The sequence below is a fragment of the Modestobacter sp. VKM Ac-2986 genome (genome assembly GCF_026967795.1).
Taxonomy (GTDB): Bacteria; Actinomycetota; Actinomycetes; order Mycobacteriales; family Geodermatophilaceae; genus Modestobacter.
The window spans coordinates 102,147-127,125 of the sequence record NZ_JAPVBH010000006.1; the positions used below are offsets into that span (position 1 = coordinate 102,147).

Annotated in this window: 28 protein-coding genes; 16 read left to right on the plus strand and 12 right to left on the minus strand. The window is 73.4% G+C overall.

Annotation, left to right across the window (positions count from 1 at the left end; translation table 11 throughout):
* The first annotated feature begins 29 nt into the window (after positions 1-29).
* The 3 genes from O2W14_RS15910 to O2W14_RS15920 all read left to right on the plus strand — a co-directional run bounded on the left by O2W14_RS15910 (position 30) and on the right by O2W14_RS15920 (position 3,398).
* A complete protein-coding gene (locus O2W14_RS15910; protein WP_269177086.1) occupies positions 30-1,247 on the plus strand; it encodes an HNH endonuclease signature motif containing protein in 1,218 nt (405 codons plus the stop codon).
* Positions 1,248-1,281: 34 nt separating this feature from the next.
* On the plus strand, positions 1,282-2,355 hold the full coding sequence (gene ychF, locus O2W14_RS15915) for a redox-regulated ATPase YchF (RefSeq protein WP_269177087.1): 1,074 nt from the start codon (positions 1,282-1,284) through the stop codon (positions 2,353-2,355).
* 395 nt (positions 2,356-2,750) lie between these two features.
* Positions 2,751-3,398, plus strand: a complete 648-nt coding sequence (locus tag O2W14_RS15920) for a GAF and ANTAR domain-containing protein (protein ID WP_269177088.1) — start codon at positions 2,751-2,753, stop codon at positions 3,396-3,398.
* A gap of 189 nt (positions 3,399-3,587) precedes the next feature.
* Here O2W14_RS15920 and O2W14_RS15925 read toward each other — a convergent pair whose 3' ends face one another.
* Complete coding sequence (locus O2W14_RS15925) at positions 3,588-4,331, minus strand: GAF and ANTAR domain-containing protein (RefSeq protein WP_269177089.1); 744 nt, start codon at positions 4,329-4,331, stop codon at positions 3,588-3,590.
* Positions 4,332-4,656: 325 nt separating this feature from the next.
* On the minus strand, positions 4,657-5,016 hold the full coding sequence (locus O2W14_RS15930) for a hypothetical protein (protein ID WP_269177090.1): 360 nt from the start codon (positions 5,014-5,016) through the stop codon (positions 4,657-4,659).
* A 164-nt stretch (positions 5,017-5,180) separates the two neighbouring features.
* Here O2W14_RS15930 and O2W14_RS15935 point away from each other — a divergent pair, with 164 nt between their 5' ends.
* Together O2W14_RS15935 and O2W14_RS15940 are read left to right on the plus strand one after the other, a co-directional pair.
* Positions 5,181-5,333: an ANTAR domain-containing protein gene (locus O2W14_RS15935; RefSeq protein WP_269177091.1), complete on the plus strand. Its 153-nt coding sequence runs from the start codon at positions 5,181-5,183 to the stop codon at positions 5,331-5,333.
* A gap of 39 nt (positions 5,334-5,372) precedes the next feature.
* On the plus strand, positions 5,373-5,981 hold the full coding sequence (locus tag O2W14_RS15940; RefSeq protein ID WP_269177092.1) for a hypothetical protein: 609 nt from the start codon (positions 5,373-5,375) through the stop codon (positions 5,979-5,981).
* Positions 5,982-6,066: 85 nt separating this feature from the next.
* Here O2W14_RS15940 and O2W14_RS15945 read toward each other — a convergent pair whose 3' ends face one another.
* The gene (locus O2W14_RS15945; protein WP_269177093.1) at positions 6,067-6,516 is read right to left on the minus strand and encodes an ATP-binding protein; all 450 of its coding nucleotides are present in this window, start codon (positions 6,514-6,516) and stop codon (positions 6,067-6,069) included.
* Positions 6,517-6,828: 312 nt separating this feature from the next.
* Here O2W14_RS15945 and O2W14_RS15950 point away from each other — a divergent pair, with 312 nt between their 5' ends.
* The 3 genes from O2W14_RS15950 to O2W14_RS15960 all read left to right on the plus strand — a co-directional run bounded on the left by O2W14_RS15950 (position 6,829) and on the right by O2W14_RS15960 (position 10,067).
* Positions 6,829-9,012 carry a PP2C family protein-serine/threonine phosphatase gene (locus tag O2W14_RS15950; protein ID WP_269177094.1) on the plus strand — a complete coding sequence of 728 codons (2,184 nt, stop codon included), beginning with the start codon at positions 6,829-6,831 and terminating at the stop codon, positions 9,010-9,012.
* A gap of 395 nt (positions 9,013-9,407) precedes the next feature.
* The gene (locus O2W14_RS15955) at positions 9,408-9,686 is read left to right on the plus strand and encodes a hypothetical protein (RefSeq protein ID WP_269177095.1); all 279 of its coding nucleotides are present in this window, start codon (positions 9,408-9,410) and stop codon (positions 9,684-9,686) included.
* Between the two features lie 183 nt (positions 9,687-9,869).
* Positions 9,870-10,067, plus strand: coding sequence for a hypothetical protein (locus tag O2W14_RS15960; protein ID WP_269177096.1), 198 nt, complete (start codon positions 9,870-9,872; stop codon positions 10,065-10,067).
* A gap of 13 nt (positions 10,068-10,080) precedes the next feature.
* Here the strand turns inward: O2W14_RS15960 and O2W14_RS15965 are convergent, their stop codons facing one another.
* Positions 10,081-10,545 carry a hypothetical protein gene (locus O2W14_RS15965; RefSeq protein WP_269177097.1) on the minus strand — a complete coding sequence of 155 codons (465 nt, stop codon included), beginning with the start codon at positions 10,543-10,545 and terminating at the stop codon, positions 10,081-10,083.
* 165 nt (positions 10,546-10,710) lie between these two features.
* On the opposite strand from O2W14_RS15965, the gene O2W14_RS15970 reads away from it, so the two are divergent.
* Positions 10,711-11,331 carry a hypothetical protein gene (locus O2W14_RS15970; RefSeq protein WP_269177098.1) on the plus strand — a complete coding sequence of 207 codons (621 nt, stop codon included), beginning with the start codon at positions 10,711-10,713 and terminating at the stop codon, positions 11,329-11,331.
* On the opposite strand, the gene O2W14_RS15975 is transcribed toward O2W14_RS15970, so the two are convergent.
* Positions 11,328-12,671, minus strand: a complete 1,344-nt coding sequence (locus O2W14_RS15975; RefSeq protein ID WP_269177099.1) for a reverse transcriptase family protein — start codon at positions 12,669-12,671, stop codon at positions 11,328-11,330. The genes O2W14_RS15970 and O2W14_RS15975 overlap by 4 nt on opposite strands.
* A gap of 206 nt (positions 12,672-12,877) precedes the next feature.
* Positions 12,878-13,276 (minus strand): hypothetical protein, encoded by a 399-nt coding sequence (locus O2W14_RS15980; RefSeq protein ID WP_269177100.1) that lies wholly within the window; start codon positions 13,274-13,276, stop codon positions 12,878-12,880.
* A 197-nt stretch (positions 13,277-13,473) separates the two neighbouring features.
* On the opposite strand from O2W14_RS15980, the gene O2W14_RS15985 reads away from it, so the two are divergent.
* A complete protein-coding gene (locus O2W14_RS15985; protein ID WP_269177101.1) occupies positions 13,474-14,463 on the plus strand; it encodes an LLM class flavin-dependent oxidoreductase in 990 nt (329 codons plus the stop codon).
* 107 nt (positions 14,464-14,570) lie between these two features.
* Here O2W14_RS15985 and O2W14_RS15990 read toward each other — a convergent pair whose 3' ends face one another.
* Positions 14,571-15,893: a C40 family peptidase gene (locus O2W14_RS15990; RefSeq protein WP_269177102.1), complete on the minus strand. Its 1,323-nt coding sequence runs from the start codon at positions 15,891-15,893 to the stop codon at positions 14,571-14,573.
* Positions 15,894-16,082: 189 nt separating this feature from the next.
* On the opposite strand from O2W14_RS15990, the gene O2W14_RS15995 reads away from it, so the two are divergent.
* Complete coding sequence (locus O2W14_RS15995) at positions 16,083-16,280, plus strand: hypothetical protein (RefSeq protein ID WP_269177103.1); 198 nt, start codon at positions 16,083-16,085, stop codon at positions 16,278-16,280.
* Between the two features lie 58 nt (positions 16,281-16,338).
* A complete protein-coding gene (locus O2W14_RS16000; RefSeq protein WP_269177104.1) occupies positions 16,339-16,950 on the plus strand; it encodes an SGNH/GDSL hydrolase family protein in 612 nt (203 codons plus the stop codon).
* Here O2W14_RS16000 and O2W14_RS16005 read toward each other — a convergent pair.
* The gene (locus tag O2W14_RS16005) at positions 16,947-17,321 is read right to left on the minus strand and encodes a thiol-disulfide oxidoreductase DCC family protein (protein WP_269177105.1); all 375 of its coding nucleotides are present in this window, start codon (positions 17,319-17,321) and stop codon (positions 16,947-16,949) included. The genes O2W14_RS16000 and O2W14_RS16005 overlap by 4 nt on opposite strands.
* Before the next feature lie 17 nt (positions 17,322-17,338).
* Positions 17,339-18,100, minus strand: coding sequence for an endonuclease/exonuclease/phosphatase family protein (locus O2W14_RS16010; protein WP_269177106.1), 762 nt, complete (start codon positions 18,098-18,100; stop codon positions 17,339-17,341).
* Positions 18,101-18,164: 64 nt separating this feature from the next.
* On the opposite strand from O2W14_RS16010, the gene O2W14_RS16015 reads away from it, so the two are divergent.
* Positions 18,165-18,716 carry a nucleotidyltransferase family protein gene (locus O2W14_RS16015; protein WP_269177107.1) on the plus strand — a complete coding sequence of 184 codons (552 nt, stop codon included), beginning with the start codon at positions 18,165-18,167 and terminating at the stop codon, positions 18,714-18,716.
* 63 nt (positions 18,717-18,779) lie between these two features.
* Here the strand turns inward: O2W14_RS16015 and O2W14_RS16020 are convergent, their stop codons facing one another.
* Genes O2W14_RS16020 through O2W14_RS16030 form a run of 3 tightly spaced genes read right to left on the minus strand, consistent with a single transcriptional unit; the run spans position 18,780 to position 22,229 of the window.
* Positions 18,780-19,559 carry a succinate dehydrogenase/fumarate reductase iron-sulfur subunit gene (locus O2W14_RS16020; protein ID WP_269177108.1) on the minus strand — a complete coding sequence of 260 codons (780 nt, stop codon included), beginning with the start codon at positions 19,557-19,559 and terminating at the stop codon, positions 18,780-18,782.
* The gene (locus tag O2W14_RS16025) at positions 19,556-21,502 is read right to left on the minus strand and encodes a fumarate reductase/succinate dehydrogenase flavoprotein subunit (protein ID WP_269177109.1); all 1,947 of its coding nucleotides are present in this window, start codon (positions 21,500-21,502) and stop codon (positions 19,556-19,558) included. The genes O2W14_RS16020 and O2W14_RS16025 overlap by 4 nt, the downstream gene beginning before the upstream one ends.
* A gap of 16 nt (positions 21,503-21,518) precedes the next feature.
* Complete coding sequence (locus O2W14_RS16030) at positions 21,519-22,229, minus strand: succinate dehydrogenase cytochrome b subunit (RefSeq protein WP_269177110.1); 711 nt, start codon at positions 22,227-22,229, stop codon at positions 21,519-21,521.
* Positions 22,230-22,438: 209 nt separating this feature from the next.
* Between O2W14_RS16030 and O2W14_RS16035 the strand changes: the two genes are divergently transcribed.
* The 3 genes from O2W14_RS16035 to O2W14_RS16045 all read left to right on the plus strand — a co-directional run bounded on the left by O2W14_RS16035 (position 22,439) and on the right by O2W14_RS16045 (position 24,898).
* Positions 22,439-23,053 (plus strand): sulfite oxidase-like oxidoreductase, encoded by a 615-nt coding sequence (locus O2W14_RS16035; protein WP_269177111.1) that lies wholly within the window; start codon positions 22,439-22,441, stop codon positions 23,051-23,053.
* Positions 23,050-23,811 (plus strand): FAD-binding oxidoreductase, encoded by a 762-nt coding sequence (locus O2W14_RS16040; RefSeq protein ID WP_269177112.1) that lies wholly within the window; start codon positions 23,050-23,052, stop codon positions 23,809-23,811. Before O2W14_RS16035 ends, O2W14_RS16040 begins: the two co-directional genes overlap by 4 nt.
* A gap of 76 nt (positions 23,812-23,887) precedes the next feature.
* Positions 23,888-24,898, plus strand: a complete 1,011-nt coding sequence (locus O2W14_RS16045; protein WP_269177113.1) for an iron-siderophore ABC transporter substrate-binding protein — start codon at positions 23,888-23,890, stop codon at positions 24,896-24,898.
* Positions 24,899-24,979 lie beyond the last annotated feature (81 nt).

Here is a 24,979-nt window from a genome sequence, read left to right on the forward strand (position 1 = left end):
ACACCTGATCGAATGTCCGGGAGGTGTCCGTGAGCGAGTTGTGGTCGGCTCTGGACGCCCTGGCGGTCGAGGAGCTGCACAGGTTGTCCGAGGGGCAGGTGCTGGACCGGACGGCGTTGCTGGTGCAGATCGGCAACCGGGTGGCCGCTGAGCTGACGCGCACGGTCCGGCACGGGGAGCTGACGCAGGCTGCCGAGCATGACGGGCTGAAGAGCATGCGGTCGTGGCTGATCGGTCATGCGCGCGTGGCGCCTGCCGACGCGTCGCGGGTCGTGCGATCCGGTCGGGCGCTGGAGCACTTCCCGGTGCTGGCGGCCGGGTTCGCGGACGGGGACGTGACCGCGGCGCAGGTGGACGTCGTTTCCCAGGCGGTCGGCCCGGTGGAGCGGGCGCGGGCCGAGGAGCAGGGCATCGACCTGGCGTCGTTCGACCAGGCGTGGGCGGCGGTGGCGGTCGAGGCGTCGCACCAGACGCTGGTGACGGCGGTGCGGGCCTTCGAGGACGCCCTGGACCCCGACGGCGCGGAGCCCGACCCGACCGAGGGCCGGCGGCTGTCGATCGCCAGGCACGCCGACGGCAGCGTGACCGGCCGCTTCGACCTGGACGCGGTGGGCGGGGAGAAGGTGCAGGCCGCGATCGAGTCGATCGTGCAGGCCGACCGGCCGAAGGGCGACGACCGCACCCGGGCTCAGCAGAACGCCGACGCACTCGTGCAGCTGTGCGACAACCAGCTCGCGTCGGGTCACCTGCCCACGCTGCGCACGGTGAAGCCGCAGGTGTTCGTCACCGTCGACGTCGAGGACCTCGTCGACCCCTCGGCCGGTCCAGGTGCTGCCCGGACCGGGTTCGGCGCGACGCTGTCGGCGGCTCGCGCCCGATGGGTGGCCTGCGACAGCGCGGTCACCCGGGTGGTGATGGGCCCGGACGGCGTCCCCTTGGACGTGGGCCGCACCCACCGGGTGGTGCCGCCGCACCTGCGCAGGGCCGTCGAGCAACGCGACGGGCACTGCGTGTTCGCCGGCTGCGGCGCACCCACGCACTGGTGCGACGTCCACCACCTGGTCGAGTGGGCCAACGGCGGCGACACCTCGCTCGGGAACTCGGCGTTGCTCTGCGAACGCCACCACACGAAGGTCCACCACGGGTTCCGGGTCGCCCGCGACGACGGTGCGCCACCGGGTCACCGATGGCGCACCTGGCGGCCCGACGGCAGCGAGATCCTGATCGGCCCACCGCTGCAGCGGTGAGGTCGCGGTCGCCGCGCCCGTAAGCTCGTCTCTCGTGAGTCTCACCATCGGCATCGTCGGCCTGCCCAACGTCGGCAAGTCGACGCTGTTCAACGCCCTGACCAAGAACGACGTGCTCGCGGCGAACTACCCGTTCGCCACGATCGAGCCCAACGTCGGGGTGGTGGGCGTGCCCGACCCGCGGCTGGCGAAGCTCGCCGAGGTCTTCGACTCGAAGAAGACCGTCCCGGCGACGGTGTCGTTCGTGGACATCGCGGGCATCGTGCGCGGCGCCAGCGAGGGGCAGGGCCTGGGCAACAAGTTCCTGGCCAACATCCGCGAGAGCGACGCCATCTGCCAGGTGATCCGGGTGTTCAGCGACCCCGACGTCGTGCACGTCGAGGGCAAGGTCGACCCGGCCGACGACATCGAGACCATCAACACCGAGCTCGTCCTGGCCGACATGCAGACGCTGGAGAAGGCGATCCCGCGGCTGGAGAAGGAGTCGCGCAAGGACAAGGAGCGCAGGGTCCTGCACGACGCCGCCGTCGCTGCGCAGGAGGTGCTCAACAGCGGGAAGACGCTGTTCGCCGCCGGGGTCGACCCCGAGCCGCTGCGCGAGCTGACGCTGCTGACGACCAAGCCGTTCCTGTACGTGTTCAACGTCGACGCCGACGAGCTCGGCAACGCCGAGCAGCTCGACCAGCTGCGCGCGCTCGTCGCCCCGGCCGAGGCGATCTTCCTGGACGCCCAGACCGAGTCCGAGCTGATCGAGCTGCCCGAGGAGGAGGCCGCCGAGCTGCTGGCCTCCATCGGCCAGGACGAGCCGGGGCTGGACCAGCTGGCCCGCGTCGGCTTCCGAACCCTCGGCCTGCAGACCTACCTGACCGCCGGGCCGCAGGAGTCGCGGGCCTGGACGATCCCGGTCGGCGCCACCGCGCCCGAGGCCGCCGGCGTCATCCACACCGACTTCCAGCGCGGCTTCATCAAGGCCGAGATCGTCGGCTTCGACCAGCTGATGGAGGCCGGCTCGATGGCCGTGGCCAAGACCAGGGGCTGGGTGCGGATCGAGGGCAAGGAGTACGTCATGGCCGACGGCGACGTCGTGGAGTTCCGCTTCAACGTCTGACGGAGCGGAGACTCCCAGGTCAGTGGCTCGTCAGCGACGTCCAGTCCGCACGGAGTGCGCAGGATCGTCGAGTGCGGCGGACGCCAGGTCGATCGTCGATGTCCCGGACCGAGACGCCGCACCTCGGCGTGGTCCGACCGTCCTGTGAGCGAAGGTTCGAGGTCGGCACGATCGCGTGGCGGTACGGTGTGGTGGTCACGGGACCTCGTCCCAACGGCCTTGGTGCATCTGACACTGGTGCACCCGTGCTGGGTCACCCCTGGGTGTTGACGCTGAGCGGAGCTCCCGCCCAGTCGTGGCCAGAAGGGGGCACGGTGCCCGACACCGGCAACCCGCCCGTCAGCACGGATGCAGCCGTCGATCAGGTCCACGCGCTGGTCCTGAGCGGACACTCGATGGACACCCTCCTGCAAGCGGTCGTCGACACGACCACGAGCAGCCTGCCCGGGCACGTGCAGGCCTCACTCACGGTCGTCGTCGGGTCCCGTCCGGCCACCGCCGCCTACAGCGGGCAGCTGGCCCTGGACCTGGACGAGACGCAGTACGAGCACGGCCACGGCCCGTGCCTGCACGCGGCGAGGACCGGTGAGCTGATGGAGATCACCGACGCACGCACCGACGCACGGTGGCCGGCCTACATGCCCCGGGCCGTCGAGCGCGGCAGCCACAGTTCACTCGCGCTGCCCGTGCCGGTGACCGGTCTGCACGCTGCACTGAACATCTACAGCACCGCGGACCACGTGTTCGACCGGTCCGACCACGCCGCCGCCGCCCGGTTCGCCCGTGCCGCCGCTCACGCGGTCACCAACATGCACGCCCTGCAGGCCGCCCGCGACGTCGCGGGGAACCTCGAGGTGGCCCTGCAGTCCCGAGCGGTCATCGACCAGGCCAAGGGCATCCTGATGGAGCGCGGCAAGCTGACCGCCGAGCAGGCCTTCCAGGCCCTGTCCCAGACCTCGCAGCTCACCAACCGCAAACTGCGCGACGTCGCCGACCACCTGGTCCGGACCGGGGAGCTGCTGCGGCCGGCCGCTCGCCGCTGACCCACCCAGCGCTCGCCGGAACCCGCTGAGGGGTCGGCCTCAGGCGGTCACGCAGGACGCGGGGAGGACTGCCGCCCACACGTGCTCGCGGGTGCCGATGACCGCCCAGCCGACGGCGGCGGACAGGCGGGCGATCAGGTGCAGCCCCAGTCCGCCCGCCCGAGGCCGGGTCGCGGTCGGCGGGCACGCTCACGGGCCGGCGTCAGCGGGGCCGCAGTCGGGCAGTTCGCCGGTCCCCACGAGACGGGCCGCCACGTGCTGCACCGTGCTGCCGGCCCGGCCGGCCGCCTCGGTGAGGAGGTGGTGGGCGGCCTCGGCGGACACGTCGTGCCGCTCGATCACCATGCCCTCGGCCTGGTGGACGACGTCGTCGCGCTCGAGCTCCGTCCGGAGCCGCTCGACCAACGTCTGGGTGGCCTCGTAGTCGCGCACGTTCCGGGCAGCGCCGGCCGCGTAGGAGGCGAGCCGGACGGCGGCCGAGCGTGCCTCGTCCGTGAAGGCGCCCACCTGCGGGGCGTAGATGTTCAGCGACCCGGCCAGGTCCGTGGAGATGGGCAGGGGCACCGAGAGGGAGCTCAGCGTGCCGTGGGCCAGTGCCTGCTGCACGAACGCGGCCCAACGGCTCTCGGAGCGGGTGTCGGCGACCTCGATCGGCTCCCCGGTGACGGCCGAGTGCAGGCAGGGCCCCTGGTCTGATGCGTACTGCGCCTCGTCGAGCGCTGCGGAGAGCGGGCCCGTGGTGGCTGCGGTGGTGGGACGCTGCCCGTCCAGGAGGGTGACCGACGCCTCGACGCCCCCGGGAACGACCTGCTGGGTCAGGTCCGCCACCGTCTGCAGCAGCTTCGCGGTCGAGGTGTCCTGCAGCGGCAGGCCGGCGAGCTGCTCGAGGGCCTGGGCGGTGGACAGGGACGGGCGTCGATCAGCGTGCGGCATGGCTCAGCTCCGGTGTGACGTGCACCGGGGATGAGGGCCTCGGCAGAAATCCCGGACCGGGACTCCGCGAACACGCGCCGTGGGATCGACGCGGCACTTCGCCTCGACCCTACGCCGATCCGTCTGCGAGGGGGCCGGAGTGCAGTGTCCGTCACGCCAGGAGTGCGGGGTCACCACCATCGACCTGCTGGACCGGGGGCGACACGGAGACAGGACGTCCACAGGCGAGGACGACAGGTCTCGACCGACGAGGGGGAGCCGCTCACCCTGGCCCTGGCCGTGGACGGCCCTGACTCCAGCTGCCCATGGCGACGCGCGGGGGTGGTCACTGGGAGCGGTCCCGGTCCAGCGCCAGGTCCTCGACCGGGACGTCCCGGTCGAGGACCTGCCGGGCGAGTTCGTCGAGGGTCACGCCCTCGGCACGGGCGCGGGCGCGGGCGCGGGCGCGCAGCACCGCGAGCGCGTCGCGTCGGGCCGCCCACCGGGAGCCGAGGGGGGCCTCGGCGGCGGCGCGGGCGAGGCGCTCGGGCAACAGCGCGGCCCCGGGCAGGTCCAGGGCGGAGGAGGCCAGCGCGACGCGGACCTGCTCGATGAGGTCCCTGGCCTCCTGGCCGGCCGATGCGCCGACGCGAGCGCCAGGTACCACCAGTCGGCTCAGCTCGCCGACCTCATGGAGGTGTCCCACCGGATGGTCGGCACACGCGTACGGGCGACGTCCGTCGTACGGTGTCCGGCGTGAGCCCTGACGAGCTTGTGGACGAGCTGGTCCAGGCCCAGGCGGAGCTGGCCGCTGCCTTGTCCGACGGCGAGGAGCTGCGGCGCGCGCTGGTGAGCAGCAGGTAGATCGGGATGGCGATGGGCATCCTGATGGAGCGGTACGGGCTCACCGCGGAGCAGGCCTTCGACGGGCTGCGTGACCTGAGCCAGCGGCGCAACGTGAAACTGCGGGAGGTCGCCGAGCAGCTGGTCTTCACCGGTGAGGCCGACCGACCACGTCCGTGAGCACGCCGAGCAGGACCAGATCCCACTGTGGAGGGCACCGTGTCAGACCAGGCAGATCAGCAGCCCGACCGCGCGGGCGACGGGCACAGTCCTTGGGCAGGTGAGCAGCGGGCGCGCTCGTCCTGGCGCAGCGCGGAGCAGCGGGACGACGCAGCCGAGGCCGCCGACCGTCGGGCGCAGGACCGGGACACGGCCGCCCGCGCCCGCGACGACGCGGCCGACCACCTCGCTGAGAACGCGCGGACGCGCGAGGAGGAGGCGCACCGACGGATCCGGGAGATGACCCAGCGGCTGAACGCCCTGGACGCCGCCGAGGCCGACCAGCACGTGCACCTGCAGCAGGCGGGGCGGGTCATCCAGGACGCGATCGACGCCGGGGCCGACGAGCCATTGGCGGAGCTGTTGCGGGTCGTGCTCCAGCGGCTGGACGTGCAGTTCGGCGACGTGATCGCCGCCGGGATCCAGCGGTCGACGCTGCGCAACGACCTGCGGCACGCCGACCAGCAGCTGGCGGGCGCGGCCGATGACCGGACCGCCGCGTCGGCCGATCGGGCCGCGGCCGCCGCGGACCGGGCCGCCAGCGCCGGGGACCGCGCGGACGCACTGACCGCACGCCGGTCCGCGGCCACCCACCGCGCTCGGGACTGATCCCGGCCGGGCGCCGGGACGTCGATGCGGTCGACGAGGCCAGGTGCAGGTACCGAGCGGACCGAGGCGGCCGTACGAGCGGTGGTCAGGACGTCGGAGCGAGCCCCAGGTGTCCCCACACGTGCTTGCGGCCTCCGCTGACCGACCAGCCGTAGGCGTCGCACAGCCGGGTGATCAGGTAGAGACCCAGGCCGCCGGTGGCCGGGTCCCTGTCCGGTGCCGCGATCGGGGCGTGCTGCACCCCGGCGTCGGTGACGTCGATGAGCCAGCCGCCGTCGGCGGCGGTCACCTCGGCACGGACCGGTGCCCGTCCGTGCCGGACGCCGTTGGACGCCAGCTCCTCGTAGGCCAGCAGCAGTCGTTCGACGTCGTCGTCGACGTGTCCCGGTGGGACTCCCGCCTCCAGCACCCTGGTGCGGAGCTCGGTGCGGGAACGGGTCAGGTCGGCTGCCTGCCGCAGCTCCCAGACCCAGGCGGGGAGTCGCCCGGAGAGCGGTGGGGGCAGCGGTCGTTCCGACCACAGGGGTGCGTCCATGGGTGCGCGGGGATCCCACTCTGCTCGGGGACGGTCCATCGTGCGGAGGTCGACGTCCGGTGTCGAGGGTGTGGGCGGACGTGACCGCAGTTCTGTGGTCAGCGCGCTGACCGTACGTGCCCGGCCGCACATCGGCAGCCTGGCTGCGGTCGGCGACCAACGGCTCTGCCACCGGCGCACCGGCGCACCGGTCATCGGCCCTCGGCGCAGCGGCCCGGCCCGACCCGTCGACGAACGGTCCGGCTCGGATCGGGGTGACGCAGGAGAGGTGGTCGCGCTCAGCCCGGTCGTGCGGCCTCCTACGCTGCAGCGGTGAACTCACCGGTCGACGGCGCGTCGATGGCCCTGGCGGCGGAGCTGCCCAGCGTGGCCCACGACTTCCCGGCCGCGGTGCTGTTGATCGACACGGACGCCGAGCAGGTCGTCTTCGCCAACGACCTGGCCCTCCAGCTCGCCCCGGACCTGACCCTCCCGGTCCGGGTGGAGGACTGGTCGCGGGCCGCGGGGCTGCAGGTCCTCTCCGGTGGTGAGCTCACCGACAGCAGCACCCCGCTGACCGCGATCGCCTCCGGTGACCCGGAGAGCGGGCGGCAGGTCAGTGCCGCCCTGCGCTCGGAGGCCAGCCGCGCCCGGGAGTGGCTGTGGGCGATCGGCATGCCGCTGCAGGGCGCACCCGAGCCGCTGCGGGCCCGCGCGCTGCTGGTCCTGCTGCCGGTGCGGTTCCCGGAGGCGATCGCCGGTGCGCAGGCCGCAGCCGCCGACAGCCGTGCCCACCGGTCGGTGCTGGCCAGCGGGCTGACGCTGGCCATCAGCGACCCCACCGCCGACGACGACCCGCTGATCTGGGTGTCACCGAGCTTCGAGCAGCTCACCGGCTACACCTCGGCGGAGGCGCTGGGCCGCAACTGCCGGTTCCTGCAGGGCCGGGACACCGACCCCGAGCCGCTGGCCACCCTGCGCGCCGGTCTCGCGCGTGAGGAGACGGTCAGCACGACCGTCCTGAACTACCGCCACGACGGCTCGGCCTTCTACAACCACCTCGTCATCTCCCCGGTCTTCGACGCTGAAGGGGTGGTGACCCACCGGGTCAGCGTGCAGAGCGACGTCACCGCGCAGGTGCTGGCCGCGCGGGAGCGGGACGTGGCCCGCGCCGCGGTCGAGGAGGCCCGGCGGGCGGAGGCGGCGGCGGAGGAGGCGGGGCGCTTCGGCCGGCTGCTGCTGACCATGAGCGAGGCGCTGACGGCCACCACGACCCTGCAGGACGTCGCCGCCACCGTCACCGGTGTGCTCGCCCCGGAGCTGGGTGCCTCCAGCGGCGGGCTGCTGATCGCCGACCCGGCCCGCACCTCCCTGGAGTTCGTCACCACCGTCGCGATGCCGGCCGACCTGGACGCCTCCTGGTCCCGCATCGGCTGGGACGAGGACGCGCCCCTGGCCGTCGCGGTCCGCACCCGGCAGACGGTCTTCCACCGCGACGTCGCGGCACTCAAGGCCGCCCACCCCGGCGTCACCGCGCACGCCGAGCTGCCGGCGATGGGCGCCAGCATCAACCTGCCCCTGCTCGCCGGTGCCGACGTCGTCGGCGCGATCGTGCTGATCTGGGACTCGCCGATGGAGCTGCCCCCGCAGCAGCGGACGGCGCTGCAGGCGTTGGCGCGGTACACGGCCCAGGCCGTGCAGCGCGCCAGCCTCCTGGCCGACCGGCGTTCGGCGGTGGAGGTGCTGCAGCAGTCGCTGCTGACCCAACTGCCCGAGCCGGACCACCTGGAGCTGCGCTCCCGCTACGTGCCGGCGGCAGTGGGGGAGTCGGTGGGCGGTGACTGGTACGACGCGGTCGTCCTGCCCGACGGGGCCACCGCGCTGGTCATCGGCGACGTCACCGGTCACGACGTCGCCGCTGCTGCGCACATGGGGCAGCTCCGCGGGCTGCTGCGCGCCTTCGCCTACGACCGGGTCGACCCGCCGGCCGAGATCGTGGGCCGATTGGACCGGGCGGTCGAGGGCCTGCACGTCGAGGGCCTGGCCACCCTCGTGCTCGCCCGGATCGAGCAGACGCCGGAGGACGCCGAGCAGGGACTGCGCCGGCTGCGCTGGACCAACGCCGGGCACCCGCCACCGATCCTGCTGCGCCCCGACGGCAGCACCCAGGTGCTGGAGACGACACCGGAACTGATGATCGGCGTCCGGCCGGATGCCCGACGCAACGACCACACCCAGGTGCTCGCGCCCGGCGCGACGCTCCTGCTGTACACCGATGGGCTGATCGAGCGCCGCGGCCGCGACCTCGACGAGGGCATCGTCGACCTGCGCCGGACCCTCACCGAGTGCGTGGACTGCACGCTGGAGGAGCTCCTGGACCACCTGCTCGCGGAGCTGGTCGGGAGCTCACCGCAGGACGACTGCGCCCTCCTCGCCGTCCGCGCGCACCCGGAGGACCGCCCGCGCCCAGCCGAGGCCGGGCCGGGCCACACCGCACCGAGGTCCGAGGCGACCTGATCCACCGTCACTGCTGTACCGGGACAACACCCCGTGGCGGGGTCGTCGCGACTCCGCCTGCCGGAGTCCGGTGGCAGCCGGAGGTCGGAGGTCCGTCCTCCGGGAACGGTGGGCGGCAGCGCTGGCCGCTGTCCGCCGGGAGGTCGGCGGACCCATCACGGACGACGGCCGGGAGCGGAGGCGAGCAGGTCGCGAGCCGCCCTGACAGAGCGTCCGGTCGGGTGGTCCGTCGGGGGCCGAGGTCGCGTCGTCCAGCCCGCAAGAGCCCGCAGTACCGCATCGTGGCTGGTCATCGACGTCCGAACACCCCATCGACCTCCCGCTTCGACGTCTGAGCCGGACGAGCTGCACGCCTCCACTCGCCGACGACGGTCCAGTGGAGGAGGGTCACGGCCATGACGCTCGGCGACGAGCTCTTCGGGGGCAGTCCCGTCTCGCCCAAGGCCAGGTACGCCGCGACGTGGGTCAGCGGCACCGTCTTCCTGGTCCTCGCCGTGGGCGCGTGGTTCCTCCCGGTCGACCTCGTGCCGGACCCGGCCGGCAGGTGGGGCATCTGCCTGGTCAGCGGGGCGCTGGTCGCCTCCTGCTGGTGGGGCAACCGCTGGATCCGCGCAGGGATGCGCAGGGATCCCGAGGCCGAGGGCCGGGACGCCGGGGCGGGTGGACCGGGCTGAGCAGCGCCCGGCGCGGAGTGGGTCCACCGCGTCCCCCGGTGGAGGGACGGTCCGCCCGACTGGGATCCATCCGGGCCTCGGGGACGTTGGCCTGGAGAACGGCCGCCTGCAGCCGATGTCCGGAGGACGTCACCGGCGGGGACGCCAGGATGACCGGCCGGGCCGCGCGATCGAGGAGAGTCCATGAACTACCTGCGTCAACTGCAGGCCGAGCGACCCGTGCTGTTCTGGGTCGTCCTGCTGGTCGGCTTCTTCGTCGCCTTCCAGCTGCTGATCTTCCTGGCCACGCTGATCATCGGGCCGTTCGGGCTGCCGTCCTGGGTGCCGCTCGTCGTGGTGGTCGGCGGTCTGGTCCTCGTCGCCCGGCGCCAGCAGCGCTGACCCGGGCCCCTGCTCACGGGCAGGGGCGCCAGGTGTCCCCGTCCTCCTCCAGCGGCAGCACGGTGGTGGTGTCCAGCCCGCTCGCGGTCTCGAACACCAGGCGCGCCGCGCCCGACGTGCGGCCGTTGCTGCTGACCACCTCGATGCCCTCCAGCCGGTAGCCGGTGAGGTCGGGCGACGAGTGCTCCTGCGCCAGCGCGTCCGCGGTGACCACCGACCGGTCGCCCCCGCAGAGCTGACCCTGGGCGTCGTCCCACCGGCCGTCCACCAGCGCCGTCGCGTAGTCCTCGGCAGCCTGCTGGGCCGGGCCGAGCGAGCCCAGGAACGCGCGGACGCCGAACCAGACCGCGACACCGAGGCAGACGAACACCAGCAGACCGATCGGCAGGCCGATGGTGAGCCAGCGGGACCGCCGGCGCGGAGGGGCTGGCTGGTACGGGTCGGTCGGCGGGGTCCACGGTCCCTGCGTGTACGTCATCGGGCGCGTGCCTCTCGGTACGGCACCGGTCGTCGCCGGCACCGGCGGGCAGGACGGCGGTCGGCGGCGCCCGGGGGAGGTCCCGTCGGCGTCCGGACCTCGGCCGCCTGCGGCGCGATGGGGCAGGATCGGCCTCGTCGTCCGACTTCCCGGGGAGCCCCTGCCGTGACCGTCCCACCCGCATCCCAGCCCCAGGCCGCCATGGTCGTCCCGCTGTTCTTCATCCGGCAGCGGATCACGGTGATGGTCAACCGCTACGAGGTCCGCGCGGCCAACCCCGACGGCACCGAGGGGCCGCTGATGGCCCTGGCCGAGCAGAAGCGGATGAAGCTGAAGGAGGAGGTGGTCTTCTACGCCGACGAGTCCAAGAGCCGCCGGGTGTTCTCCTTCAAGGCCCGTCAGGTGCTCGACGTCAACGCGCAGCACGACGTGTTCGACGAGTACGGCGCCCCGCTGGGCATGTTCAGCAAGGAGTTCGGCGCCAGCCTGCTGCGCTCGACCTGGAAGCTGAGCGCGCCCGGCGTCGAGGCGGTCGGGCAGGAGCGCAAGCTCTCGATCGCCCTGCTGCGCCGGTTCTGGGACCTGATCCCCTACATCGGCGACATCTGGGTGCCCTTCGTCTTCCACTTCGACTTCCTCGACTCCAAGACCGGGGCGCCGGTGCTCACCAGCGAGCGCAAGATGGCCGTCCGCGACCGCTACACCGTCACCGTCCCCGACCCGCGGCTGGACTTCCGCGTCGCCGCCTCCATGGCCGTCGCCCTGGACGCCCTGCAGAGCCGCTAGTCCGCCGCGGCCCAGTCGATCCGCTCGGCGAGGGCGGCGAGCCGGGCGCCGAACACCGGGTCGAGCGACCCGGCCCAGGCGACGCGGCCCAGCACGTGGTCCCGGAAGGTGCCCGGGTCCCGGCCGCGCGTCTGGCCGGCCCACCCGTGGGTCGCGCAGTTGTGCAGCAGCGCCCGCAGCGCGTCGCGCTCCCGACGGGGCAGCGCAGGGTGCACGTTGACCACCGCGCCGAGCACCGACTGCCGGCGACCCGCGCCGACCGCCGACGTCTTGGCCGGGTTGACCCGGAAGCCCTCCTCGGCCACCACCTCGGCGACCAGCCCGGCGAATCGCTCCCCGCCCACCGACCTCCCGCCGCTGAAGGTCAGGTCGTCGACGTAGCGGGTGTAGCGGGCGCCGTGCGACGCGGCCAGGGCGGTCAGCCGCCGGTCCAGCCGGAAGCAGACCAGGTTCGCCAGCGCCGGGGACGTCGGGGCGCCCTGGGGCAGGTGCGCGATCGCGAGGCGGCGGCCCAGCCGGTGGTGCCGGTCCCGCGCGTCGACGTCCGCGGGGACCGGCAGCGCCCGCCACACCTGCGCCGGGACGACGGTGGTCACCAGCCCGGTGACCACGTGTGCGACCGGCTCGGGCAGCCCGGCCGCGCCGAGCAGCAGCCCGTGCACCCGCCCGGCGGGGATGCCGGCGAAGAACGCCTCGAGGTCCATCCGCAGGACGACGGCGGACCCGGCGTGCGGCGCCACCGCGGTGCGCACCGACCGTCCGGGCACGCACCCGTGCGCAGCGTCGTGGACGGGGACTGGCGCCAGCACGTGCCGCAGCAGCCGGCGCTGGGCCTCCTTGAGCCGGGGCTTCGGGGCGGCGAGCAGCCGGACGCCGTGCGGGCGGTCGACGGCGTGCCAGCGGTAGTGCCGCAGCGCCTCGCCCGCCGTGCGCTCCAGCCCCCGGGTGTCGGCGAACCAGGCGAGCTCGCCGGCGTCGACGTCCAGCAGCCGGGCCACCGCGGCCTGGTCGGGCAGGTCGGTGACCGGGTGCCGCTGCCAGGCCAGCGTGGTCGGCACCGGCTGCCGGCGCACGACCCGGGGGAGCGGGGGAGCGGCATGACCGCGGGCGAAGCCCTGCGTGGTCCGGACGAAGCGGGACAGCTCCCGCGGCCGGTCGACCGGCGGGCGCGGGTGGGCGGTCTGCACCTCCCCGACCATCGTGCCGACCCAGGTCTGCGCGCGGGCCATGCCCAGGGAGACCGCGACCCGCCGGACCATCTCCCGGCGGCGCCACGGGCCGGCCAGCAGCGCGTCGGCGATCCCGGAGGCGGTCGCGGCGAGAGCGCGTTCGGTGCTCACCCGGCGGTGCGGGGTGCGCGACGGGGAGACCAGCCAGTCCCTGGGGGACGTGCCACTGGGTGCGCGGAGCGCACTGCATGGCTCATGACGCTGTGCCTGACCTCTTCACGGGTCCCCGGGGTGACCCCGGGGTGACCGGACGCTGCCGGTCGTCCTGGCCCCCCGTCGCGCACCGGCACACCGTAGGGGCTGCGGCACCCCGGCGACTACAGGTACCGGCTCTCCAGTTCGGCGAAGAACGCCTTGGCCAGGGCGGTGAACTCCGCCTCCCGGACGGCGATCTCGTCGCCGACCCGGAGCCGGAGCACCGAGCGGCCGGCGTCGTAGCGGATGTGCCGGTCGGCCAGCAGGGTGCTGCCCTGGGACAGGGACTCGGCGACCAGCCGCACCTCGGCGCAGGCGGCGCCGTCGATGGTCCCCGGCCCGTGGTCGGGGAACCAGCCGTCCAGCACGATGACGAGGTCGTTGAAGAAGACCGGTTCGAACTCGTGGACGGCGCCGGGGTCGTTGCCGGCGGCCAGTCGCCGGAAGGCGGCGACCCGGTCGTCGACGGCGGCGCGGCGCTGGTCGATGCGGTGCAGTGCGCAGGTGCTCTGGGACAACATGGCGACTCCTCGTGAGAGAACGCCCCGTGGCTGCCGAGGGTCGATCCAGGGTGACACCGGTCACGCCGATGCGCACCGGGTCCGTGCGCGGGGTCGCACCGGGGACGGCGAGTCGGACGGGACAGGCCGGGCGGGGGACGGGGAAGCCTCACGCCGTCCGGGGCGTTGCAGCCGTCAACCGACGTGAAAGGCACCTCATGCGCATCCCGCTGTCCGTCCTCGACCTCGCCCCGATCGCCCGCGGGGAGACCGTCGGCAACAGCATCGCCGCCAGCGTCGCCCTCGCCCAGCGCGCGGAGGAGCACGGCTACCGGCGTGTCTGGTACGCCGAGCACCACAACATGCCGACCATCGCCTCCTCGGCGACGAGCGTGCTCATCTCGCACGTCGGCGCGCACACCAGCACCATCCGGCTGGGCTCGGGCGGCGTGATGCTGCCCAACCACTCGCCGCTCACCATCGCCGAGCAGTTCGGCACGCTCGAGGCCATGTACCCCGGGCGCATCGACCTGGGCCTGGGCCGCGCGCCCGGCTCGGACCAGAACACGATGTACGCACTGCGTCGCGACCCGGCCTCGGCGGAGTCCTTCCCGCAGGACGTGCTGGAGCTGCAGGCCTACCTGGCCGGCCAGACCCGGGTGCCGGGCGTGGACGCCGTCCCGGGCAAGGGCTCGCGCGTGCCGCTGTACATCTTGGGCTCCTCGCTGTTCGGCGCCCACCTGGCCGCCGCGCTGGGGCTGCCCTACGCCTTCGCCAGCCACTTCGCCCCGCAGGCGCTGGAGGCCGCGGTGGCCACCTACCGGCGCGAGTTCCAGCCCTCCGCGCAGCTCGAGGAGCCCCACGTGATCGCCGGCGTCAACGTGATCGCCGCCGACACCGAGGCCCGCGCGCAGGAGAACCTCCAGGCGATGCGCCGCACGATGGCCATCGGGCTGTTCGGCCGTGGCCGCAGCTTCACCGACGCCGAGGCCGACCTGCTGCTCGAGCAGGGAGCCGGGCACCACGTCGACTCGATGTTCACCCACGTCGCGCTCGGCACGCCCCCGCAGGTCGCCGACCACCTGGAGCGGTTCGTGAAGACCGCGGACGCCGACGAGCTGATCGTCGCCCACCAGGCCCCGACGACCGAGGACCGGCTGCGCTCGGTCACCCTCACCGCCGAGGCACTGGACTCCGTCCCCGCCTGAACGTGACCCAGCCCCCGCCGCGTGAGCGACGGGGGCTGGGTCATCCGGCCCCGTCGCAGGGCCCCGCCATGAGCTCGCGAGTGGTGGGGGGCGACGGGGTCCTTCTTCTAGGCGGTGGGGCGCGCCCCACCGATGAAGCCGCCCCAGCGCATCGAGGTCTCGCGGATGCGCGAGCCGCTCTGCGGGGCCTCCAGGATCCGGTCGTCGCCCAGGTAGATGGCCACGTGGTGGATGGTCGCGGGGCTGCTGGTGTTGGTGGCCCAGAAGACCAGGTCACCGCGCTGCAGGTCCGAGCGCGACACCTTGGGCAGCGCGGCGTACTGGGCGCGGCTGTTGCGCGGGATGGCGACGCCGGCCTGGGCGTAGGCGTAGCGGGTCAGGCCCGAGCAGTCGAAACCCACGATCCCGGCGTCGATGCCCCAGCCCATGCTGGGCCCGGTCAGCGAGCCGCCGCCCCAGGAGTAGATGACGCCGATGTGCCGGCGGGCCGCGGCGATCGCGGTCTCGACCGCCGAGGAGTCGCCCGCGCCGGCCGCGGGGCCCACGGGGACGCTCCGGACGGGGGCCTGCACCGGCTGCGTGGTGCCGCGCGGCGCGGGGGCGGTGGCACGCGGGGCGGGCGCGGCGGCGGCGCGCTGCGCGGCGGCGGCCCGCTCGGACTCGGCCCGTGCGGCGGCGGCACGGGCGGCCGCGGCCTGCTCGGCGGCGAAGCGCTCGGCCTCGGCGCGGGCGGCCTGCAGGCCCTGCAGGCTCTGTCGGGCCTGGGCCAGCTGCTGCTCGACGGCGTCCTGCTGGACGGCCAGGGCGGCGGCCTGGGCGCGGGCGCTGGCCTCGTACTGCTCGGCGAGGGCCAGCGCGTCGGCGGCCTCCCGCTCCAGGGCCGCGGCCGCGGCCAGCGCGGCCTGCGCCTGGCCCTCGGCGGCCCGGGCCTGCTCCTCGGCGGCGGTCACCCGGACGACGACGTCGCCCTGGTGGGCACCCGCGGCCTCCAGCAGCGCGGCCCGCTCGAGCATCTGCGCCGGGCCGTCGGCGGTGGTGAGCGCCTCGAGGGTGGGGGAGGTGCTGCCCTGCTGGTAGCTCTGCCGGGCGAAGGCCGCGACGTCGGCCCGGGCCACCTCGAGGTCGCGGGCGGCGGCGTCGGCCGCGGCGGTGGCGGCGTCGGCGGCGACCTCGGCGGCCTCGTGCTCGGCCTGCTTGCCCTGGAACTCGTCCAGCGCGATGGCCGACTGCTCACGGGCGGAGTCGACGCTGGCCTGGGCGCCGGCGAGCGCGGCGGTGATCGCCTCGACCTGCTGGGCGGCGGTCTGCGTCTGCTCCTGCGCGGCGTCGATCTGGGCGTCGGAGGGGTTGGTGGGGACGGCCGCGGCGATGCCGGGGGACGCCACCAGGCTGAGCGCCGCCACGACGGCCACTCCCGCCAGACGGCGCACCGGTCGTCCGGTCCGTCGCTGGGTCGATGCCGTGGTGCCCATGTCCCGTTCCCTCCGTCGTGTCCCGTCGCCCGATCGGGCGACCTGGTACAGAGGTCGGCGCACACAGCGGCGTCCTTGAGCAACGACGCAGAGTGACGTGGTCACCGCGCCCGGCAGTCGACATGGCGACCGGTGAGGATGAGGGGCATGAACGTCTTCACCGACTACGCCGAGACGCACTGGGTCCCGATCAACGCCGAGATGGTCACGGTGCAGACCGTCGACGCCGCGGGACGGCGGGAGACCCACGTCCTGTCGGTCCCCGACGCCCTCGCCCAGTTCAAGGTGAAGTACCCCTTCGTCGACGACGCGCAGGCCGCGGCGCTGTTCGCCCAGGGCGGCTGAGCCGGCGACGAGGTCCGGATCACGGCACAGCGGCACCACCCGGGTCGTTGTACGGAGCGTGACGCTCCGCTTCCTCGTCCTCGGTGACTCCCTCGCCTACGGCACCGGTGCCGCGAGCCCGCAGGACACCCTCGGTTCCCGGCTGACCCGCGTCCTCCGCGAGTCCGGACGGGCCACCGAGCTGTCCGTGCTGGCGGTCCCCGGCGCCACCTCCCTCGGCCTGGCCGAGCAGCTGGACCGGGCGGCCTCGGTCGACGCCGACCTCGCCCTGCTCGTCATCGGCGCCAACGACCTGACCCGTCAGGTGCCCGCCGACCGGTCGGCCGCCGCGCTGGGCAGCGCCGTGCGCACGCTGCGGGAGCGGGGCACCGCCGTGCTCGTCGTCCCGACGCCGGACCTCTCCTCGGTGGCCTGGGTGCCACCGGCCTTCCGCGCCGTCGTCGCCGGGATCTGCGACCAGCTGCGCGCCCGCCAGACCCGGGCCGTCGAGGCCGCCGGCGGGGTCGTCGCGCCGGTCGGGCCCGGGCTCGCCGCCCGGTTCAGCGCCGACCCGGCGCTGTTCTCCGCCGACCGCTTCCACCCCTCCTCGGCCGGCTACGCACTGGTCGCCGAGGCGCTCGCCCCGCACCTGCTCCAGCTGGCGGCCAACCGCCGGGACGCCGCCGCCTAGTCCCGGAGCGGCAGGCGGCAGGCCGGCGTACCCCCGGGCAGCCGGTGCCGGTTGGCCGCGATCAGCCGGTAGACCGGCGGCGCCACCCAGCGCAGCGGCGGCAGCGAGATCAGCACGCCGAGCACCGACAGCGGCAGCCCCGCGGCACGCAGCAGCCGGGCGACGGCCGCGGCCCCGCCGGAGACGGTGCCGTCGGCGTCGACCCACAGCACCTCCTGCTGCGCGCGCCCGGCGGTGGTGCCCAGGGCCGCCAGGTCGGCGAACTGCCAGGCCACCACCGTCACGGAGGCGGGCAGGACCCGGCGGGCGACGCCGACGGCGCTGGTGCAGAAGGCGCAGTCGCCGTCGAAGACGAGCGTGGGGGAGGGCACGCCCCCATGGTCCCCGTTCAGCCGATGTCGACGGTGAGCGCCCGGTGGTCCGACAGGGGCAGGGCCGGTGCGGACGTCGCGGTGACCGGGCCGAGTTCCCCGCGCAGCAGCACGTGGTCCAGCTGCCGGTCCGGGTCCTCCACGGGGAAGGTGAGCCCGTCGGCCAGCGACGTCCACCCGGTGACCCGCGCCGGTGTCGGCGGGGTCATGTTCAGGTCGCCCATCAGCACCAGCGGCCCGGGGAACGTCGTCAGGTCCCGCTGCAGTCGGCGCAGCTGCCGCCGGTTCCAGCCCGGCACGAACGACAGGTGGGTGTTCACCACGGTCAGCGGGCCGGTCGGCGTCTCGACCACCGCGACGACGGCGGCCCGCGGCTCCTCGTGCACCACGATCACCTTGCGCGGGCCGGGCAGCCACAGCGGGAAGCGGAACGGGATCGGGGAGAGCCGGACGACCTGCCAGGAGCGCACCGGGTACCGCGACAGCAAGGCGATGCCGTACTCCGCCGTCCCGGGCTGCTCCCGCCCGGTGGCGGCCATCCAGGTCGCACCCGGTGTGCCGGAGATGGCGGCGACGAACCGGTGCGCGACCGCGCCCATCGCCTCGGCGGCGACGGCGGTGAGGTCGGCGTGGTTCGACCGCTCCTGCCCCCGGTCCACCTCCTGCAGCGCGAGGACGTTGGCGTCCAGGTGCCGGACGGCCGCGGCGAAGCGGTCGACGTCGACCCGGTCGTCGGCGGGGGAGCGGCCGTGGAGGATGTTGAAGGTCGCGAGGCGCACGGGTGACCGACTACCCGCCCGGGTAGGCGCACACCCGATCTGCCCACGGAACAGAGGAGACCGCGTGCCTGCCGACCGGGACGCCCTGCGCGGGGCCCTCAAGCGCACCGCCTCCGCCCTCAAGCACGACGGCGTCCCGTTCGCCCTGGCCGGCGGGTACGCGCTGTGGGCCCACGGGGCGCCGGAGTCGGAGAACGACGTCGACTTCGTGGTGGCCGAGGACGACGTCGAGAAGGCGGCCGCCGTGCTGGACGCCGCCGGGTTCGAGGTGGTCCGCCCGCCCGAGGACTGGCTGTTCAAGGCGTGCACCGACGGCGTCGTGGTCGACCTGCTGCACCGGGTCGTCGGGGAGCCGGTGACCGCCGACCTGCTGGGCCGCTCCGAGGAGATGGACCTGCTGGGCGTCCGGCTCCCGGTGCTGCCGACCACCGACCTGCTCAGCAGCAAGCTGCGCGCGATGACCGAGCACTACTGCGACTTCGGCGCCCTGCTGCCGCACGTGCGGGCGGTGCGCGAGCAGGTCGACTGGACGCGGCTGCGCAGCGAGACCGCGGACAACGACTTCGCCGTGTCCTTCCTGTTCCTGGTCGACCGGCTGGGCATCACCCCGGCCTGACGCAGACCGGGCCGGCACCCACGAGGGGTGCCGGCCCGGGCCGGTGGTGCGGGGGTCCTTCTGTCAGCTGGACGGGACCGCGCCGGCGCGGAGGGCGCCGAGCAGGTCGTGGTTCAGCCGCGAGATGGTCTCCATCGAGATGCCCTTCGGGCAGACCGCGGAGCACTCGCCGATGTTGCTGCAGCCACCGAAGTCCTCGGCGTCCTGCTGGGCGACCATCTTCAGCACCCGGCTGTCGCGCTCGGGCTGGCCCTGCGGCATGAGACCGAGGTGGGCGACCTTGGCGGCGGTGAACAGCATCGCCGAGCCGTTCGGGCAGGCGGCGACGCAGGCGCCGCAGCCGATGCAGGTCGCGGCGTCGAACGCGGCGTCGGAGTCGTTCTTGGGCACCGGGGTGGCGTGTGCGTCCGGGGCCGTGCCGGTCGGGGCGCTGATGAACCCGGCGGCGGAGATGATCCGGTCGAAGGCCGACCGGTCGACCGCGAGGTCCTTGACCACCGGGAAGCCGCCGGAGCGCCACGGCTCGATGTCCAGCACGTCACCGTCCTTGAAGGACCGCATGTGCAGCTGGCAGGTGGCGGTCTGCTCGGGGCCGTGCGCGATGCCGTCGATCATGACACCGCACGAGCCGCAGATGCCCTCACGGCAGTCGTGGTCGAAGGCGATCGGGTCGTCGTCCTCGAGGATCAGCTTCTCGTTGAGCACGTCGAGCATCTCGAGGAAGGACATGTCGGGCGAGACGTCGGTGACGTGGTAGGTCACCATCTTGCCCTTCTTGGTGCGGTCCCGCTGCCGCCAGATGTTCAGCGTCAGGCTCATCGTGCGGGTCTCGGTGCTGGTCACTTGTAGCTCCGCTGTGCGAGGTGGACGACTTCGTACTCGAGGGCCTCGCGGTGCAGCACCGGCGGGACGTCCTCAGGGGTGTACTCCCAGGCCGCGACGTAGGCGAAGTTCTCGTCGTCGCGCAGCGCCTCACCCTCAGGCGTCTGGCTCTCGGCCCGGAAGTGGCCACCGCAGCTCTCGTTGCGGTGCAGCGCGTCGACGCACATCAGCTCGGCGAGCTCGATGAAGTCCGCGACGCGGCCGGCGTGCTCGAGGTTCTGGTTGTAGATGCCCTGCTCGCCGGAGACCTTGACGTTGGTCCAGAACTCCCGGCGGATCTCCGGGATGCGGTCCAGGGCCTTGCGCAGACCCTCCTCCGACCGCTCCATGCCGCAGTAGTCCCACATGAGCTTGCCGAGCTCGCGGTGGAAGGAGGCGACGGTGCGGGTGCCGTTGATCGACAGCAGCTTCTCCGTCTGGGCCCGCACCGACTGCTCGGCCTCGACCGCCGCCGGGTGGGTGGCGTCGACCTTCGGGAACGGGCCGTCGGCGAGGTAGTCGTTGATCGTGTTCGGCAGCACGAAGTAGCCGTCGGCCAGGCCCTGCATCAGCGCGCTGGCGCCGAGGCGGTTGGCGCCGTGGTCGGAGAAGTTGGCCTCACCGATCACGAACAGGCCCGGGATGGTCGACTGCAGGTCGTAGTCGACCCACAGCCCGCCCATCGTGTAGTGCACGGCCGGGTAGATCCGCATCCCGGTCTCGTAGGCGTCCTCACCGGTGATCCGGTTGTACATGTCGAAGAGGTTGCCGTACTTGGCCTCGATGGCCTTGCGGCCCAGGCGCTGGATGGCGTCGGTGAAGTCCAGGTAGACGCCCAGTCCGCCCGGGCCCACCCCGCGGCCCTCGTCGGTGACGTTCTTGGCCTGGCGCGAGGCGATGTCGCGGGGCACCAGGTTGCCGAACGCCGGGTAGATGCGCTCGAGGTAGTAGTCGCGCTCGTCCTCGGGGATCTGCCGCGGGTCGCGGGTGTCGCCGCGCTCCTTGGGCACCCAGACGCGGCCGTCGTTGCGCAGCGACTCGCTCATCAAGGTCAGCTTCGACTGGTAGTCGCCGCTCACCGGGATGCAGGTCGGGTGGATCTGGGTGTAGCAGGGGTTGGCGAACAGCGCGCCCCGCTTGTGCGCCCGCCAGGCCGCCGTGACGTTGGAGCCCTTGGCGTTCGTCGACAGGTAGAACACGTTGCTGTAGCCGCCCGAGGCCAGCACCACGGCGTCGGCCATGTGGGTGCTGATCTCACCGGTGATCAGGTGCCGGACGACGATGCCGCGGGCCTTGCCGTCGACGACGACCAGGTCGAGCATCTCGGTGCGCGGGTGCTGCTCGACGTTGCCCAGCCCGATCTGCCGCTCGAGGGCCTGGTAGGCGCCGTAGAGCAGCTGCTGGCCGGTCTGGCCACGGGCGTAGAAGGTGCGGGAGACCTGCGCGCCACCGAAGGAGCGGTTGTCGAGCAGGCCGCCGTACTCGCGGGCGAAGGGCACGCCCTGGGCGACGCACTGGTCGATGATCGCGCCGCTGACCTCGGCCAGGCGGTGCACGTTGTCCTCGCGGGCGCGGAAGTCCCCGCCCTTGACCGTGTCGTAGAACAGCCGGTGGACGCTGTCGCCGTCGTTGCGGTAGTTCTTGGCGGCGTTGATCCCACCCTGGGCGGCGACGCTGTGCGCGCGCCGGGGGCTGTCCTGGAACCAGAAGTTCTTGACCCGGTAGCCGGCCTCGGCCAGCGTCGCGGCGGCGGAGCCGCCGGCCAGGCCGGTGCCCACGATGATGACCGAGAGACGGCGGCGGTTGGCCGGGTTGACCAGCCGGGCCCGGAACTTGCGCTCGTTCCAGCGCTCGTTGATCGGGACGTCGCGGGGTGCCTTGGTGTCGGCGATCGGCTCGCCGACGGTGAACAGCTCGAGTGTCATGGCTGGGGCTCCTGTCTCAGTCGATCAGGCCGAAGGCGATGGACAGCGGCACGAGCAGGAAGCCCGCGGTGAGCAGGGTGGCGACGACGTAGGCGATGGCGTTGACCGCGCGCTCGCGCTTCTTGTTCGTCTGGCCGAGGGTCTGCGTGGCGGCGAAGACGCCGTGCCGGATGTGCCAGCCCAGGATCAGCATCGAGGCCACGTAGAACAGCGTGATCGGGATGTTGGAGAAGCTGGCGATCAGCCGGTCGTAGGGGGTGGTCCCCGTGCCGGCCGGGTTCACGACCCCGAAGGTGAGGTCGAGGATGTGCCAGATGATGAACAGCGCCAGGATGACGCCGCCCCAGCGGACGGTGCGCGAGGCGAAGCTCTGCTGCACCCGCTTCTTGGTCACGTAGGGCACCGGGCGGGCCCGGCGGGCCTGGCGCCAGAGCGAGATGGCCGCCCAGAAGTGCAGCACCACCGAGGCCAGCAGGACGAGCCGGATGATCCACAGCGTCGTCTGCTCCGGCACGGCGGGCTCGCCGATCGTGCGGATCCAGTGCGAGTAGCCGTTGAACTCCTCGGCTCCACCGAAGGCGTGGAGGTTGCCCACCATGTGGGCCAGCAAGTACAGGATCATGATGATCCCGGAGACCGCCATGACGGTCTTCTTCACGACCGAGTTGCTGAACCGCCCGGTCTTCGGGGCCCTGCGCTGGGCCGGTTGCGTCGTCACTGTCGCCACGGAGGCCACGGTAGGCCCACTCCACACGTGACACGCAGGTGAACCCGCCGTGACGGTCGTCATGTAAGGGCGTACTTCCTCCGGCAGCTGGGCAACACCGCGAGCCGACCGGGCTGTTCCCGGCCCTCCGGTGCCGTTGGACGGCCGTGTGCGCGGTGGAGGAAGATCGGCCCGCCCCGACCCGTGCAGTGCCCCGAGAGGACGACGCCGTGCCCGGACCCACCCGCGGTTTCCTCGGCCGCCGACGCAGCGCCGGCGACCCCCGGCTGCCACCCGGCCAGTACGACGCCGGCTCCGACTGGCCGGTGCTGACCGCCGAGCCCACGCCGCGGATCACCCCCGAGACGTGGTCGATCACCGTCGACGGCGCGGTGGAGAACCCGACGACCTGGACCTGGGACGAGGCGCACGCGCTCCCGGGGGCCGAGTACCGCGGTGACATCCACTGCGTGACGACCTGGTCGAAGTTCGACACCCACTTCGGCGGCGTCAGCGTCGACTCGCTGCTGGAGGTCGCCCGGCCGAAGCCCGAGGGCCGGTTCGTCATGGAGACGGCCAAGACCGGCTACACGACCAACCTGCCGATCGAGGACGTCACCGGCGGCAAGGCGTGGCTGGTCTGGGAGTTCGACGGCAAGCCGCTCGCCGTCGAGCACGGTGGTCCGGTGCGGATGCTGGTGCCGCACCTGTACTTCTGGAAGAGCACCAAGTGGATCAGCCGGATCACGGTCATGGAGCGCGACCAGCCCGGCTTCTGGGAGCAGAACGGCTACCACGACCGCGGCGACCCGTGGAAGCAGCAGCGTTACCAGGGCGACGCGTGAGCGACCCGGGCCCGAACTCGGGCGCGACCGGCCTCACCGCCGGAGGCGGCGCACCGGCGGGCGGCTGGACGACCGCGACCGTCTCCGGCGTCCGCCGCCCGATCCCGAGGTCGGTGGAGCTGCGCCTGGACGTGCACGACCGCGTCGACCACCTGCCCGGTCAGCACTACGTAGTCCGGCTGACCGCCGAGGACGGCTACACCGCGCAGCGGTCCTACTCGGTGGCCTCGCCGCCGGGTGACCCGCTGGTCGAGCTGTTCGTCGAGCGGCTGGACGACGGCGAGGTGTCGACCTACCTCGCCGACGTCGTCGAGCCCGGTGACGAGCTGGAGGTGCGCGGACCGATCGGCGGCTGGTTCGTCTGGGACGGCGTCACGCCCGCGCTGCTGGTCGGCGGCGGCAGCGGCGTCGTCCCGCTGGTGGCGATGGTGCGGCACGCCCGCGACATCGGGCGGCTGGACCTGCTGCGGGTCGCGGTCTCCGCCCGCACCCTGGCCGCGCTGCCCTACGCCGACGAGCTGGCCGAGGCCGGTGCGCAGATCGTGCTGACCCGTGAGGCGCGGGGCATCCGGCCGGCGTCCCGGCTGACCGGGATGGACCTCTTCCCGCTGGTCGAGCCGGGGCAGACGGTGTTCGTGTGCGGCTCGACCGGCTTCGCCACCACGGCCACCCAGCTGCTGGTCGAGCTCGGTGTGCCGACGACGGCGATCCGGGTGGAGCAGTTCGGCCCGTCGGCGCTGGAGCTGCCGAAGCGCTGACGGGCACCCCCTGCGGGGTGTGGGTAAGGACAGGCTAACCTCTGCCGGTCAGTCGTTGATCATGAGGAGCCCGCCCGTGTCCCGCCCGTCCCGTCTCGCCGTCCCCCTCGCCGTGCTGGCGCTCACCGCCGGGCTCTCCGCCTGCGGCGGCAGCTCCGACGACGAGGCGGCTGCTCCGTCCGCCGCCGCCCCGTCGTCCTCGACGGCCTTCCCGGTCAGCATCGAGAACAAGTTCGGCACCACCGAGATCCCGGCCGAGCCGCAGCGGGTGGTCACCGTCGGGTTCAACGACGAGGACTTCGTCCTGGCGCTGGGCGTCGTCCCGGTCGGCGTGCGCGACCTGATCGGCGAGTACGACGCCCCGGCGCGGCCGTGGGCGCAGGAACAGCTCGGCGGGGCGGAGATCCCGACCGTCGGCGGCCTGGAGCTCGACCTCGAGGCCATCGCCGCGCTGGACCCCGACCTGATCGTCGGGGTGTACTCCTACATCGACCAGCCGGTGTACGACCAGCTGTCGCAGATCGCCCCCACGCTGGCGCAGACCGACGAGTACGCCGACGGCGCCACCCCGTGGCAGGAGCAGACGCTGCTCACCGGTGAGGCGCTGGGCCGGGAGGACCAGGCCCAGCAGCTCGTCGACGACGTCGAGGCCCGCTTCGACGAGGCCGTCGGCGCCAACCCCGACTTCGCCGGCAAGCAGCTCTCCGTCGACCTCACCGGCGTGGGCTCGGGCCACTACCTGCTCGGCAGCGACGACCTGCGCACCCAGTTCTTCACCGGCCTCGGCTTCACCGTCCCCGAGGCCAGCACCGACGTCAGCCAGGAGCGGATGGACCTGCTCGACACCGACCTCCTCGCGGTGAACGGCTACGACCAGGCCGAGGCCGACGCCGACACGCTGCTGTCCGCGCTCGACGTCGTCACCACCGGCCGCACCGTCCTGCTCGGCGGGTACGAGGGCGACGTCTCCGCCGCGCTCGGCTTCGGCAGCCCGCTGTCGCTGCCCTACCTGATCGAGGAGGTCGTGCCCGCGCTCGCCGCCGCCGCCGACGGCGACCCGGCCACGACGGTCACCCCGCTCAGCTAGTCACCGCCACGGGGTCCCAGCGCTGCACGAACCGAGCGCCGGGACCCCATCAGCGTGTGCGGGACGCCGTCCCGGGGGTAG

What these genes read in the sequence shown, in the direction of transcription:
- O2W14_RS16025 (WP_269177109.1), bottom strand. Translation starts at nt 21,502, where the DNA reads ATGACACTCGAGCTGTTCACCGTCGGCGAGCCGATCGCCGACACCAAG.
- O2W14_RS15925 (WP_269177089.1), bottom strand. Translation starts at nt 4,331, where the DNA reads ATGCCGCACGCTGATCGACGCCCGTCCCTGTCCACCGCCCAGGCCCTC.
- O2W14_RS15960 (WP_269177096.1), top strand. Translation starts at nt 9,870, where the DNA reads ATGAACTACCTGCGTCAACTGCAGGCCGAGCGACCCGTGCTGTTCTGG.
- O2W14_RS15980 (WP_269177100.1), bottom strand. Translation starts at nt 13,276, where the DNA reads ATGTTGTCCCAGAGCACCTGCGCACTGCACCGCATCGACCAGCGCCGC.
- O2W14_RS15985 (WP_269177101.1), top strand. Translation starts at nt 13,474, where the DNA reads ATGCGCATCCCGCTGTCCGTCCTCGACCTCGCCCCGATCGCCCGCGGG.
- O2W14_RS15965 (WP_269177097.1), bottom strand. Translation starts at nt 10,545, where the DNA reads ATGACGTACACGCAGGGACCGTGGACCCCGCCGACCGACCCGTACCAG.
- O2W14_RS15935 (WP_269177091.1), top strand. Translation starts at nt 5,181, where the DNA reads ATGGCGATGGGCATCCTGATGGAGCGGTACGGGCTCACCGCGGAGCAG.
- O2W14_RS15995 (WP_269177103.1), top strand. Translation starts at nt 16,083, where the DNA reads ATGAACGTCTTCACCGACTACGCCGAGACGCACTGGGTCCCGATCAAC.
- O2W14_RS15920 (WP_269177088.1), top strand. Translation starts at nt 2,751, where the DNA reads ATGGACACCCTCCTGCAAGCGGTCGTCGACACGACCACGAGCAGCCTG.
- O2W14_RS15945 (WP_269177093.1), bottom strand. Translation starts at nt 6,516, where the DNA reads ATGGACGCACCCCTGTGGTCGGAACGACCGCTGCCCCCACCGCTCTCC.
- O2W14_RS15955 (WP_269177095.1), top strand. Translation starts at nt 9,408, where the DNA reads ATGACGCTCGGCGACGAGCTCTTCGGGGGCAGTCCCGTCTCGCCCAAG.